This is a genomic window from Peteryoungia aggregata LMG 23059 (genome assembly GCF_030814435.1).
GTDB lineage: Bacteria > Pseudomonadota > Alphaproteobacteria > Rhizobiales > Rhizobiaceae > Allorhizobium > Allorhizobium aggregatum.
On record NZ_JAUSUW010000003.1, the window covers coordinates 278,003 to 290,497 of the forward strand.

The window sequence follows — 12,495 nt, forward strand, 5'->3', positions numbered from 1 at the left end:
CTCGGTGGGACTGACGCACGCCTGGAGTAAGAAGATTGAGGACGAGCTCAGTTTGGGATTGGGCTTGCTATGATCAGTCTGAGCTTTGGTGTTTCCTACTGAAAACCCCACACTCGAAACCTCCCCCTGCCCGTCATCTCGCGAAGACCAAGCTCCTGCACGATCCGCCGCGCGCCTTGTGGCGTGACCTCGAGCGTCTTCGCCACCATCCCAGCCGAGATCAGCGGCCGCGCAATGACGAGCTCCACGAGCTCCGGCAGCCTGGACGACGCCCGCCGCCCCTCCAGCTTGCGCAGCATCATCTGCCGCGCCAGCACCAGCCGGTCATGCTCCTTCAGCCCAGTCTCGGCCGCAATCGTCAGCGCCCTTGATATCGCCAGCAACCGCGTCTCGCGATCTCGATGCCGGCGCCGATCGACAGGGATGGCCTTGAGCCCGAGATTGATCGCCGCGAGATGGGAGCCGGTGGTAACGCCACCTTCGCGCAGGATCGAGGCGGAGAGCAGCCGGCCGAGCCAGGGAGCATGCTGGAGGACGGCGATCTCATTCCAGGCATCCAGCGCCACGATGGCCTGAAGAACCGGCGGCAATTCCTGGGCACGAGCCAACAAGGCCTGCCAATCCGCCAGCCGCTCGTCCTCATCCCAGTCGAGATCGTAGACGAACGGATCCTTGTCCGGAACGTTTTTAGCGCGACCCGGCTTCTTCGCCTCTTCGATCGCGGCCTCAGACCGGGCGAGCACAGCATCGATCGCAGCAAACGCATCACTCAGACCGTCGACACCAGGTTCTTCGGCCTCCCCTACCCCAGCCCGAGTGTCGCTGACATCAACATTCCCATCCGGTAAATCCTCACCGTCTCCACCCAATGATGCTCCGGCCCCCGGCCGGCCGCGGAGGGAGGCGAGGCCTTGAGCAGAGAGCGCCCAGGCAGGCGGATGGGCAGCGATGCGGCGGCGGGTTTTCAGGATGTCGCGGGCAATGGTGCGTTCGTGGGTGGGAGCACGGATGTCCCGGAGCGCGTCATGCAGGACGAGGTCTTCGAGATGGACAAGTTCCCCATCGATCCAGAGCGAGGCATGCGCGTCGAGGAAATGCGAGCGCTCGAGAAAGCCCTCGCCAACGGGAGAGCGGGCAATGCGCTCGTCGAGACGGGTGAGCGCGACGGCGGCCTCGGAGATCGGCCTCAGCAGGCTCCGGATGGGCAATTTCGTGAGATCGTAAGACATTGAAATTATGGTAAATGATTCGTTAAGCGAAAGCTATATGCGTATTACGGTTCTGTACCTCGCACAAATGAGCCCGGGGTCGCTGACCCCCGATAAGTAACCCTTATCAAGTCCGACAAAAAAATTTACAGGAACGCAACGCTTCAATGCATGCATCATATATATATTCAATGATGCTGAATAAAAACACATTAATCGATTTATATACACAAAATATACAAACACCCAACATACAATTTGCACCGGGTAAGCAGCCGCAAAAGAGTCTAAAAAGCGATATTACTTAGACCGCGATCGGGACATATTTTCTTTCTGCCAGTGCTAATACCAGGCGCACCATGCACCTGATCAAAGAACTGCCCCGAACGCAACCGACCTTATCTGATCTGACCTAAATCTGGTGGAAGAGCCAAGGGGTTCAGGCTAAAGTGGTGCCTTGGTCCTAGGGAAAAGGGAGTCCTGAGAATGGATGGCATGCTGGGCCCGGCATGTCCCAAGTCTACTGTCCGCTTCATCTGATGCTTGGCGGCAAGAGCATTGCCGCCACGGCACTTGGACCTTTAGCTCCTGTCCAGCGCCATCTGCAGGATCTTTCTAACCACATCCTGCGTTTCAAGGCTCACGCGCTCGGCTAGTTCACCGATGTCGCGCGCACCCGGATTGCGCTGCTTGTCGCGCATCTTACGAAACAGCTCCTGCTTCACCTCAGGCTCAACATCGCCGTAGTATTTCGACGTCGTGCTGATCTGCTCATGCCCAAGGTTCTGGCTAAGCGCCTTCATGTCGCGCAATGACGAGGCCCATTCATCGCAAAGCTTGGCGACCGTTGAGCGAACTGCGTGTGGCTTGAAATAGGGAACACCCGCGGCAGCGGCTGCCTTGCGCAAGACCTTCCGTACTGGTGCAGCGGTCGTGAGAAACTCGAGCTCGATTCTGTGCCGGCCAACCCACGGCTTGAATGGCGCCGTCGGAAAGAGAGGAGCATCGTCGCCGGCACCCATGCTCCTCAGCTCGCCAATCCATTCGATGACAATGCGTTCGATGTCGTCGCCCACTGGGAACCAGTCAACAAAACTCGTCTTGCTGAACTTGGTTTTCACCTCGCGTGCATCCTGGAACACCTGCTTGCAATCGATATCGACATGCTTGAGACGAAGCGAGATCAATGCGCCATCTCGGACCCCAAACAGGAAGAGCGCCGCCAGCATGGCACGGTCTCGCCGTTGTGCCGGAATATTCGCCGGCATCTCCTCCAACATCGTTCGAAGCTGGTCCGCAGTCGGCACAAACTTCTGCGCTGCAGCCCCTGCCATCTCGACCAGATGACGCGGTGAGTTGAAGTGATTGTACAGCTGCCCGGTGATCGACCGCCTGTATCCATCCTGATTGGAGAGCCACGAGAAAAAGGCCTTCAGATTGCCGAACGTGTGCACGATGGTCGAGGCCGATAGCCCATGCTTGCCGTCCTTACCTGCACGACCGATGAGTTCGTCCTTGAATTCCTCGATCATTCTCCGGGTCACTTGCCGAAAGTCGACAGATCCGGTGTGCTCCTCAAACTGCCAGATGTGGCGAAGGATGCCGTCGATGGTCTTCGGGTGAAAGCCCTTACCGTGCCTCAGCTCGCCTTGATAGAGATAGACAATGGCGGCATTCGTCTTTGAGATATTCATAGTTATTTCTTTCAATTGATTGCGATCCATAAGGACCGCACAGCTTTGCGTTACCGAAGGCGGACCTTCGGCTAACCAGTTTGGTGGTAGACATGGTGTGGCTGGAATGCGGTGCGAGCGCTGAGACGGCCCCGGATTCGAGACCGCCCGATTTGCACAAACGCGGAGTGAACTAGCGAAACATATTAGTCGCGAGTCTCGCGTCCGGGATTAGCTTCACGAAGCTTCCGGATCATATCGACCTCTTCGCTGCAAACGTATCTGTTGGCCCGTACCCCCGTGTCTGGACACGGGGTGGAAGCGCGGAACATCCCAGAGCTCCTGCCGGGATCGATCGAGATCTCGCCATCGATCAGCGAGTGGGCGCCCTTGCAGCCGAAGCAGTTGGCCATGAAGGGGGGAAGTGGCGCGCCCGAAGCCCTCTGTCTGCGACGCGCGTGAAACGCGTTGAGGTCTTTTCCGCGAAACAGGCGCACCTCGCCGTCGATGAAAGCGAGACCCGCGGCGATCCAGTTCCTGAGCGTATTGCGCGAGATCCCATAGAGCTTGATGACATCATCGCTTGAATAAAGCCGATGGCACCTTGCCTTCCGCTCACTCTGGAGATTGCGACGCTTCCTGCGAGGAGTGACGGGCGCGCTCATCGGCTAGCCTCCCCGCGCGAGACTTTAAAGGCGAGCACATCGGTCAGCCGCCAGCGGGTCGAACCGTTCAGGATCTTTATCGGCTTCGGAAACGCAGGATTCTGCTTGGTGTGGCGCCATACGGTCTGAATGCTGACAGCATAGCGGCGCGCGACGTCCTGCACGGACAGATAGCGCTCTTCAGCGCCGGGGTGGGCCGGCAAAAAAATCTTGCTCTTGCGCTGAGTATCAGCGCTTCCTGTGGCAAGCGGCTGCGAGACTGGAGTGCTCTCGGAGACTCCAGCAGAACTTGCGCCAGTAGCTTCTTCAGACTTTTGTGGATGTGTTGCTACACCATTTGATGGCGTAGCTTCGGAGATATGCGGACCATTGAATAGGCCCAACTGCGTATTTGAAGACATAACTGTCCCTTTTTGAAAGAGACCGCACGTCTTGCGCAGTGATTTCTGTTAACACGTCTTATGTAGCCGAATGAGATGACTATTGGCAACAGAGCGATTTGCATTTTTTTTGTTGGGGGAATATGAAAAAGTCGAGCCAAAATATCGTGGCGGGCTGACTGGCGGGCCGGAACAGTGGCGCCGAAAATAACCTAGTAAACTCAGATAGTTATCTGATATAGTGGCGGACAGGGTGGGATTCGAACCCACGGTACGCTTTCACGCACACACGCGTTCCAGGCGTGCGCCTTAAACCACTCGGCCACCTGTCCAGGGGGATCGCGGGGAAAACCACCGCGGTTGGTCGGGCGCGATATATACCGAGGAATTTCGAGGGATCAACCGAAATCTATCAGAATTTTGACATCGGTCGACAATTCCCTATTTATAGGGTCGCGCGCGGCGGATTGGAGGCCGTGGCGGGCTTCAGCCGGAGACATTGGTGGTGCGGTTCCTGTTCAGGGTCTTGAGTTTGCTTGCGCTTTGCGTCGGTGTTGTACTCGGCGTCATCGACGCGATCGCTTCAGTGTCGGCGTCGCAGGTTATCATGACACCGCTTTCGGTGGCCTGGATCAGCGCACACCCCGGTTCGCTGATGGCTCTTGAGGGTCTGGTGGTCACGCGGCTCGGTGATGGGGCCTGGCTTGCATTGCGAGACGTGGTCCTGCCGCAGCCAGCCTTTGCCGCGATGCTCCTCCTGTCGCTTGTGTTCTGGGTGATCGGCTACAAGAAGCCGTCGCCAGCCGGGCGATTTGCAGCCTAAGGGGACGGGACTGCCCGATACTGCGCCATTGCGGGTTGCATGAATGATCCGGCGGTTGGCGTAAGTCCGGGCGGGTTTCCGCGACAGATGGAATACAGACCGGCGCTCGCGGCCCACGCGGCCTTCGGTCACCGCCGCAAAGGCGGGTCTCTACACATCGTACAGGCCGACAAGCGGCCGCAGGAGGTTTCAAGTGTTCCTGATCGACATGTTCAACAAGAAGACAGTGATGCCCACGGCGGAAAATGCCCTGCCCGGGCGGCCAGAGCCGATCCCGACGGCTTCCACACATTTCGTCTCCGGCCTGCCGCTCAAAGGGCCGGCGCCGGACGGTATGAAGACGGTCTATCTCGGCATGGGCTGCTTCTGGGGGGCGGAGCGACTGCTCTGGCAGACGCCGGGTGTCTATCTCACGGTGTCCGGCTATCAGGGCGGAATCACCCCCAACCCGACCTACCAGGAGACCGTGACCGGCCTTACCGGCCATACAGAAATGGTCAAGGTCGTCTATGATCCGGCGACAATCTCGCTCGAAGGGCTGCTGAAGGTGTTCTTCGAAGCGCATGACCCGACCCAGGGCATGCGGCAGGGCAACGATATCGGCACCACCTATCGCTCGGCCATCTATGTCGAGGATGAGGCAGACATGGCGCTCGCGATCTCCGTTCGCGATCGTTTCCAGGAAGCGCTGGTAAAAGCCGGGCGCAACAGCCGGATCACGACGGAAATCACCAATGCGGGTCCGTTCTATTATGCCGAGGATTATCACCAGCAATATCTGGCGAAGAACCCGAATGGCTATTGCGGGTTGCGCGGCACGGGCGTCTCCTGCCCGATCACACCCGCAGCCTAGGGGCAATTGCTCAAAGCGACAGCATAAATCCCATTGATCTGACTGATTTTTCAGCGCCCGGCGCTGAAAAATCAGCAGCCGTGTGAATCTTTACCAGATGAAAAAAATCTGGTGAATTTTTGAACGAGCCATGCAAGGATGCCCCCAGCCAGGACCTCCGGAACAGGGGGCGGCGGTTCCGCAGACATGTCTTTCCCCAACGGAAAGGCTTGCGGGAGGACCCAACAAGATCAATAGAAACAACAGGGCTGCACAATGAAGAAAACCCTCCTCAGTCTCTTTGCCTTGGCCGCGATGTCGACGACCGCGCTTGCGGCCGATATCAAGCCGGCGCTGGTCTACGGCACGGGCGGCAAGTTCGACAAATCCTTCAACGAAGCCGCCTATGGTGGCGCCGAGAAGTTCAAGGCCGAAACCGGCATCGACTACCGCGATTTCGAGCCGACCAGCGACACGCAGGGCGAACAGGCGATCCGCAACTTCGCCTCGCGCGGTTTCAACCCGGTCGTCGCCGTTTCCTTCGCCTGGACGTCGGCCATCGAAAAGGTCGCCGCCGAATTCCCGGACACCCAGTTCGTGATCGTCGATTCCGTCGTTGACAAGCCGAATGTCCGTTCGGTTGTCTACAAGGAGCATGAGGGTTCCTACCTCGTCGGCCTGCTCGCAGGTATGGCTTCGACTTCCGGCAAGGTCGGCTTCGTCGGCGGCATGGACATCCCGCTGATCCGCAAGTTCGCCTGTGGCTACGAGCAGGGCGCTCGCGCTGCCAAGGCCGACATCGAAGTCTTCCAGAACATGACCGGCACGACGGGCGCTGCCTGGAACGACCCGGTTCGCGGCGGTGAGCTTACCAAGAACCAGATCGACCAGGGCGCGGACGTCGTCTACGCAGCTGCCGGTGCGACCGGCCTCGGCGTTCTCCAGACCGCTGCCGACAACGGCAAGCTGTCGATCGGCGTCGATTCCAACCAGAACCACCTACATCCGGGTTCGGTCCTGACCTCGATGGTCAAGCGCGTCGACCTCGCCGTCTACAACGCCTATGCCGATTCCAAGGGTGACAAGTTCACCCCCGGCCTGCAGGCGCTCGGCGTTGCCGAAGATGGCGTCGGCTACGCGCTCGACGACAACAATGCCAAGCTGATCACCGCCGACATGAAGGCTGCCGTTGAGAAGGCCAAGGCCGACATCATCGCCGGGACCATCAAGGTGCATGACTACATGTCGGACAATTCCTGCCCGAAGTGAGTGCAAATCCGGGCGCAGGACGGCTCATTTGTCGTCCTGCGCTTTTTTTATGTCTGGGAGACCGGAATGAGTACAGCGAGCCAGGCACCCGCGATCGAACTGATCGGCATCGACAAGAAGTTCGGTGCGGTGCATGCCAACAAGAATATCAATCTGACGGTCGCCAAGGGCTCGATCCACGGCATCATCGGTGAAAACGGCGCCGGAAAATCGACGCTGATGTCGATCCTTTACGGCTTCTATCAGGCCGACCATGGATCCATCCAGATCGACGGCAAGCCGATCACCATCAAGGACAGTCAGACCGCCATCAATTCCGGGATCGGCATGGTGCACCAGCACTTCATGCTGGTCGAGAATTTCACCGTGCTCGAGAACCTGATGCTCGGCGCCGAAGGCGGCGCCCTGCTCGGCAAGGGCACGGATGCGGCGCGCGCGGCGCTGAAGAAGCTGGAAGAAGACTATGAACTGGAAGTGGATCCCGATGCGATCATCGAGGAACTGCCTGTTGGTCTGCAGCAACGCGTCGAAATCCTGAAAGCGCTTTATCGCGGCGCCGAGATCCTGATCCTCGACGAGCCGACGGGCGTGCTGACGCCGGCGGAAGCCGATCACCTGTTCAAGATCCTCGGCGTGCTGCGAGACCAGGGCAAGACGGTCATCCTGATCACCCACAAGCTCCGCGAGATCATGGCAATCACCGATACGGTGTCGGTCATGCGCCGGGGCGAGATGGTTGCGACCCGCAAGACCTCGGAGACCACGGTCGAAGAGCTCGCCGAGCTGATGGTCGGTCGCCGCGTGCTGCTGCATGTCGAGAAGAAGCCGGCCAATCCGGGCGATGTCTTCCTCTCCGTGCGCAACCTGACGGTCAAGGACAACCGCGGCGTCGTCATGGTCGACAATGTCTCCTTCGACGTTCGCGATGGCGAGATCGTCGGGATCGCGGGTGTCGCCGGCAATGGCCAGAGCGAGCTTCTGGAAGCGATCACCGGCATCCGCAAGCCGACCTCGGGCGAGATCTGGATCAATGGGAAAAACGTCGCCGGCCTTGATCCGGCGGAACTGCGCGGCATCGGCGTGGCGCATATCCCCGAAGACCGCCATCATATGGGCTTGGTGCTTCCCTTCGAGGAGAGCCAGAATGCCATTCTCGGCTATCACCGCGACGAGCGCTACGGGAAAGGGCCGTTCCTAAACCCAGACCTGATCCGCAAGGCGGCGGTGGAAGAGATCGAGAAATACGACATCCGTCCGCCGAACCCGCGATTGAAGACGGCCAACTTCTCCGGCGGCAACCAGCAGAAGATCGTCGTTGCGCGCGAAATCGAGCGCGACCCGAAGCTTCTGATCGTCGGGCAGCCGACACGCGGCGTCGATATCGGGGCGATCGAATTCATTCACAAGCGGATCGTGGAAACGCGCGACGCCGGCAAGGCCGTGCTGCTCGTCTCCGTCGAACTCGACGAGATCCGCTCGCTCTCCGACCGCATTCTGGTGATGTTCGCCGGCAAGGTGGTCGGCGAGAAGACGCCTGACACAGGCGAACAGACACTCGGCCTGATGATGGCCGGTATTGCCGCTTGAGGATTTGATGAGCACTGCATCCGTACCCCTTCCGAACTGGATCAACTATGCGCTGCTGCCGCTGATCAACCTCACGCTCGCTTTTCTGATGTCGGGCCTCGTGGTCTGGATCATCGGGGAAAACCCGTGGGAAGCACTGAAGCTGATGATCGAGGGCGCACTCGGCAGCGGCGAAGGCATCGGCTTCACTCTGTTTTATGCGACGAGCTTCATTTTCACCGGGCTTTCGGTGGCGGTGGCCTATCATGCCGGCCTGTTCAACATCGGCTCGGAAGGCCAGGCCTATCTCGGTGGTCTCGGTGCAGCCCTCGCGGCACTCGCGCTCGATCACTATGTGCCGTGGTATGTCACCATGCCGTTCGCCATCATGGCGGCGGCACTCTTCGGTGCTGCCTGGGCGCTGATCCCGGCCTGGCTGCAGGCCAAGCGCGGCAGCCACATCGTCATCACCACGATCATGTTCAACTTCATCGGCGCAGCGCTGATGGTCTATCTGCTGGTCAACGTGCTGATCGTGCCCGGCAAGATGGCGCCGGAGACCCGCACCTTCCTCGAAGGCGGCCAGCTGCCGAAGCTCGACTGGCTGATCGCGATGTTCGGCGGCACGCTCGGGCCTGCCCCGTTCAACGTGTCCTTCCTGATCGCGCTCGTGATGTGCGTCGTCGTCTGGGTGCTGATCTGGCGCACGAAGCTCGGTTATGAGATGCGCACGCTCGGCATCAGTCGGTCGGCAGCCGCCTATGCGGGCATTCCCTATGTGAAGATTGTCATGATCACCATGCTGATCTCGGGTGGTCTGGCCGGCATGATGGCGCTCAATCCGGTGCTCGGGGCCTCTGCCCGCCTGCAAGTGGAATTCGTCGCCGGTGCCGGCTTCGTCGGGATTGCCGTGTCGCTGATGGGGCGCAACCATCCGCTCGGGATCGTGCTCGCCGCCATCCTATTCGGCGTGCTGTATCAGGGGGGCGCGTGGCTCTCCTTCGACATGCCGAACATCACCCGCGAAATGATCGTGGTCATCCAGGGTCTGGTGATCCTGTTTGCCGGCGCGCTGGAATTCATGTGCCGCCCGATGATCGTGCGGATCTACCAGACACTGACCAAGGCCTGAGGACGCGACCATGGAATCCTTTGACATGCTCATCAGCATCCTCGGCTCGACGATCCGTCTGTCGATACCGTTGATCCTCGCGGCACTCGCCGGCCTCTATTCGGAACGCGCCGGTGTCTTCGACATCGGGCTTGAGGGCAAGATGCTGGCGGCCGCCTTCGCGGCGGCCTGCGTCGCCTATCTCACCGGTTCGGCCTGGCTGGGTCTGTTCTCCGGCATCGCCGTTTCGCTGGTATTCTCGCTGATCCATGGCTTTGCCTCGATCACCAATCGCGGCAACCAGATCGTCTCGGGCGTGGCGCTGAACTTCGTCGCAGCGGGCCTGACCGTCGTGCTCGGCCAGGCCTGGTTCGGCCAGGGCGGCCGCACGCCGCAGATTTCCGGCGAAGCCCGTTTCGCACCGATCACCCTGCCGGGTGCCGACATGATGCGCGACGTGCCCTTCATCGGGCCGATCTATTCGAACGTGATCTCCGGCAACAACATGCTCACCTACATCGCGTTCCTCGCCGTTCCGATCTCCTGGTGGGTGCTCTATCGTACACGCTTCGGCCTTCGCCTGCGCGCCGTGGGCGAGAACCCGGGTGCTGTCGATACGGCCGGCATTTCGGTGACCTTCCTGCGCTACCGTGCAGTGCTGGTGGCGGGTCTGCTCTGCGGCATCGCCGGCACCTATCTCGCGATCGCCCAGTCGGCGGCCTTCATCAAGGACATGTCGGCGGGCAAGGGCTTCATCGCGCTTGCAGCCCTCATCTTCGCCAAGTGGAAGCCGGTGCCGGTGATGTTCGCCTGCCTGTTGTTCGGTTTCCTCGATGCGCTCGCCAACTTCATGCAGGGCAAGGAGATCCCCGTGATCGGCGAAGTGCCGGTGCAGCTCTTCCAGGCCCTGCCCTATATCCTGACATGCATTCTGCTTGCGGGCTTCATCGGCTCTGCCAACCCGCCGAAGGCCGGCGGCGTGGCCTATTCGAAGGAGCGTTAATCCATGGCTCACGACCTGTTTGAAGCGGCGCACGGCGCGATGAAATTCGCGCATGCGCCCTATTCCAAGTTCCCGGTCGGTGCTGCGATCCGAGCCGATGACGGCCGGATCTATACCGGCGCCAATATCGAGAACCTCTCCTTCCCGCAGGGCTGGTGTGCCGAACCGACGGCGATCGGCTGCATGATCATGGGCGGGGGGAAAAAGATCGTCGAGATGGCGGTGATTGCCGAGAAGCTGGCGCTTTGCCCGCCCTGTGGCGGCTGCCGCCAGAAGATCTCGGAATTCGCATCCGCTGACACGAAGATCTACCTCTGCGACGAAGTGGGCGTGCAAAAGACCATGACGATGGACGAACTGCTGCCGCTCAGCTTCAAGACGGACATCCTCGGATGAAGGCGGCCGTGGATCTGCTCGTCGAGCGGCTCAAAGGGCTCGTTCCGCGCCATGCGATCGTGCTCGGCTCGGGCCTCGGTTCGCTGGTCAACGAAGTCCGCGATGCGGTGCGCGTGCCCTATGCGGAGCTTCCCGGATTTCCGTTGAGCGGCGTGTCGGGCCATGCGGGCGAGATCGTTGCCGGCTATCTGGGACGCACGCCTGTCATCATGCTCGCCGGACGCATGCATTACTACGAACACGGCGATGCGAATGCGATGCGCAAGCCGATCGAGGTGCTGATGGGGCTTGGCGTCAAATCGCTGATCCTCACCAATGCGGCCGGATCGCTGCGGGAAGACATGCCGCCTGGTTCGGTCATGCAGATCACCGATCACATCAACTTTTCCGGCAAGAACCCGCTGATCGGCGAGCCGAGTGATGGGCGCTTTGTTGGCATGACCTCGGCCTATGATGCCGAGCTGCAGGCAGCCATGCGGGCGGCAGCGGAGGCAGAGGGCGTGCCGCTGTCGCAGGGCGTCTATATGTGGTTCTCCGGCCCGAGCTTCGAGACGCCGGCGGAGATCCGCATGGCGCGTGTGTTGGGCGCCGACGCCGTCGGCATGTCGACCGTGCCGGAGGTCATTCTGGCCCGTTTCTATGGCCTGAGGGTTGCAGCTGCCTCCGTGATCACCAATTATGGGGCAGGCATGACCGGTGGCGAACTCAGCCACGAAGAAACCAAAGACATGGCGCCGATCGGCGGCAAACGTCTGGCCACCATCCTGAAACGGATGATCGGCGGAGGAAATGACATTGGATAACCACGAACTGCGCGCTGTCGCTTCGCGGGCGCTTTCGCTGCTCGACCTCACCAACCTCAAGGACGACTGCACGCCCGAACAGATCGTGACGCTCTGCGGGCGCGCCCAGAGCGTCTTTGGACCGACGGCCGCCATCTGCATCTGGCCACGCTTCGTCATGCAGGCGCGCACCCTGCTTGGCCCCGATAGCCCGATCCGCATTGCGACCGTCGTCAACTTCCCCTCGGGCGAGATGAAGACCGAGGACGTGCTGGCCGAGACGCGCGATGCCGTGGCTGACGGCGCAGACGATATCGACCTCGTGATCCCCTATCGCGCGTTCGCCAAGGGTGACGAGAAGGCCGTGAGCGAGATGGTCGCGGCGGTCAAGGGCGCCTGCGGTCCGGCGATCCTGAAGACGATCCTGGAAACCGGCGAGCTCAAGGATATCGCACTGATCCGCCGTGCCTCGGATCTGGCGATCGCGGCCGGTGCCGACTTCATCAAGACCTCGACGGGCAAGGTTGGCGTGAATGCCACGCTCGAAGCCGCCGACATCATGCTGCAGGCGATCCGCGACAGCCGCAAGAACGTCGGCTTCAAGCCGGCGGGCGGGATCTCGACGGTAGCCGATGCCGCCCTTTACCTCAGCCTTGCCGACACGATCATGGGCGAGGACTGGGTGATGCCGTCGACCTTCCGCTTCGGTGCTTCGGGCCTTCTCGACAACATTCTTGCAGTCCTCTCGGGCGAGCGCTCGACCGCTGCTGCGTCGGGGTATTGAGCC

At 60.5% G+C, this 12,495-nt stretch carries 13 protein-coding genes and 1 tRNA gene; 9 read left to right on the forward strand and 5 right to left on the reverse strand.

The window, feature by feature from the left end:
• Positions 1-95: 95 nt before the first annotated feature.
• The 5 genes from J2045_RS06525 to J2045_RS06545 form a co-directional block, all read right to left on the reverse strand.
• Positions 96-1,238 (reverse strand): RHE_PE00001 family protein, encoded by a 1,143-nt coding sequence (locus J2045_RS06525; RefSeq protein ID WP_307371158.1) that lies wholly within the window; start codon positions 1,236-1,238, stop codon positions 96-98.
• Between the two features lie 551 nt (positions 1,239-1,789).
• A complete protein-coding gene (locus J2045_RS06530; protein ID WP_307370725.1) occupies positions 1,790-2,902 on the reverse strand; it encodes a tyrosine-type recombinase/integrase in 1,113 nt (370 codons plus the stop codon).
• A gap of 185 nt (positions 2,903-3,087) precedes the next feature.
• The gene (locus J2045_RS06535) at positions 3,088-3,546 is read right to left on the reverse strand and encodes a helix-turn-helix domain-containing protein (RefSeq protein ID WP_307370728.1); all 459 of its coding nucleotides are present in this window, start codon (positions 3,544-3,546) and stop codon (positions 3,088-3,090) included.
• Complete coding sequence (locus J2045_RS06540) at positions 3,543-3,947, reverse strand: helix-turn-helix transcriptional regulator (protein ID WP_307370730.1); 405 nt, start codon at positions 3,945-3,947, stop codon at positions 3,543-3,545. Before J2045_RS06540 ends, J2045_RS06535 begins: the two co-directional genes overlap by 4 nt.
• A gap of 221 nt (positions 3,948-4,168) precedes the next feature.
• Positions 4,169-4,258, reverse strand: a tRNA-Ser gene (locus J2045_RS06545).
• A 173-nt stretch (positions 4,259-4,431) separates the two neighbouring features.
• On the opposite strand from J2045_RS06545, the gene J2045_RS06550 reads away from it, so the two are divergent.
• The 9 genes from J2045_RS06550 to deoC all read left to right on the forward strand — a co-directional run bounded on the left by J2045_RS06550 (position 4,432) and on the right by deoC (position 12,492).
• The gene (locus J2045_RS06550) at positions 4,432-4,749 is read left to right on the forward strand and encodes a hypothetical protein (protein WP_307370732.1); all 318 of its coding nucleotides are present in this window, start codon (positions 4,432-4,434) and stop codon (positions 4,747-4,749) included.
• Positions 4,750-4,942: 193 nt separating this feature from the next.
• Positions 4,943-5,602, forward strand: coding sequence for a peptide-methionine (S)-S-oxide reductase MsrA (gene msrA, locus J2045_RS06555; RefSeq protein ID WP_307370734.1), 660 nt, complete (start codon positions 4,943-4,945; stop codon positions 5,600-5,602).
• 255 nt (positions 5,603-5,857) lie between these two features.
• Positions 5,858-6,850: a BMP family lipoprotein gene (locus tag J2045_RS06560; protein WP_307370737.1), complete on the forward strand. Its 993-nt coding sequence runs from the start codon at positions 5,858-5,860 to the stop codon at positions 6,848-6,850.
• 66 nt (positions 6,851-6,916) lie between these two features.
• Entirely contained in the window at positions 6,917-8,437 is a 1,521-nt protein-coding gene (locus tag J2045_RS06565; RefSeq protein WP_307370740.1) for an ABC transporter ATP-binding protein, read from the forward strand.
• Positions 8,438-8,444: 7 nt separating this feature from the next.
• On the forward strand, positions 8,445-9,548 hold the full coding sequence (locus J2045_RS06570) for an ABC transporter permease (RefSeq protein ID WP_307370742.1): 1,104 nt from the start codon (positions 8,445-8,447) through the stop codon (positions 9,546-9,548).
• Between the two features lie 10 nt (positions 9,549-9,558).
• The gene (locus tag J2045_RS06575; RefSeq protein ID WP_307370744.1) at positions 9,559-10,530 is read left to right on the forward strand and encodes an ABC transporter permease; all 972 of its coding nucleotides are present in this window, start codon (positions 9,559-9,561) and stop codon (positions 10,528-10,530) included.
• 3 nt (positions 10,531-10,533) lie between these two features.
• Positions 10,534-10,926 (forward strand): cytidine deaminase, encoded by a 393-nt coding sequence (locus tag J2045_RS06580; protein ID WP_307370747.1) that lies wholly within the window; start codon positions 10,534-10,536, stop codon positions 10,924-10,926.
• Positions 10,923-11,729, forward strand: a complete 807-nt coding sequence (locus J2045_RS06585) for a purine-nucleoside phosphorylase (protein WP_307370749.1) — start codon at positions 10,923-10,925, stop codon at positions 11,727-11,729. Before J2045_RS06580 ends, J2045_RS06585 begins: the two co-directional genes overlap by 4 nt.
• Positions 11,716-12,492, forward strand: coding sequence for a deoxyribose-phosphate aldolase (gene deoC, locus J2045_RS06590; protein ID WP_370873006.1), 777 nt, complete (start codon positions 11,716-11,718; stop codon positions 12,490-12,492). The genes J2045_RS06585 and deoC overlap by 14 nt, the downstream gene beginning before the upstream one ends.
• The last annotated feature ends 3 nt before the right edge of the window (positions 12,493-12,495 follow it).

What these genes read in the sequence shown, in the direction of transcription:
- J2045_RS06530 (WP_307370725.1), bottom strand. Translation starts at nt 2,902, where the DNA reads ATGAATATCTCAAAGACGAATGCCGCCATTGTCTATCTCTATCAAGGC.
- J2045_RS06535 (WP_307370728.1), bottom strand. Translation starts at nt 3,546, where the DNA reads ATGAGCGCGCCCGTCACTCCTCGCAGGAAGCGTCGCAATCTCCAGAGT.
- J2045_RS06540 (WP_307370730.1), bottom strand. Translation starts at nt 3,947, where the DNA reads ATGTCTTCAAATACGCAGTTGGGCCTATTCAATGGTCCGCATATCTCC.
- J2045_RS06560 (WP_307370737.1), top strand. Translation starts at nt 5,858, where the DNA reads ATGAAGAAAACCCTCCTCAGTCTCTTTGCCTTGGCCGCGATGTCGACG.
- J2045_RS06565 (WP_307370740.1), top strand. Translation starts at nt 6,917, where the DNA reads ATGAGTACAGCGAGCCAGGCACCCGCGATCGAACTGATCGGCATCGAC.
- J2045_RS06570 (WP_307370742.1), top strand. Translation starts at nt 8,445, where the DNA reads ATGAGCACTGCATCCGTACCCCTTCCGAACTGGATCAACTATGCGCTG.
- J2045_RS06575 (WP_307370744.1), top strand. Translation starts at nt 9,559, where the DNA reads ATGGAATCCTTTGACATGCTCATCAGCATCCTCGGCTCGACGATCCGT.
- J2045_RS06580 (WP_307370747.1), top strand. Translation starts at nt 10,534, where the DNA reads ATGGCTCACGACCTGTTTGAAGCGGCGCACGGCGCGATGAAATTCGCG.
- J2045_RS06585 (WP_307370749.1), top strand. Translation starts at nt 10,923, where the DNA reads ATGAAGGCGGCCGTGGATCTGCTCGTCGAGCGGCTCAAAGGGCTCGTT.
- deoC (WP_370873006.1), top strand. Translation starts at nt 11,716, where the DNA reads ATGACATTGGATAACCACGAACTGCGCGCTGTCGCTTCGCGGGCGCTT.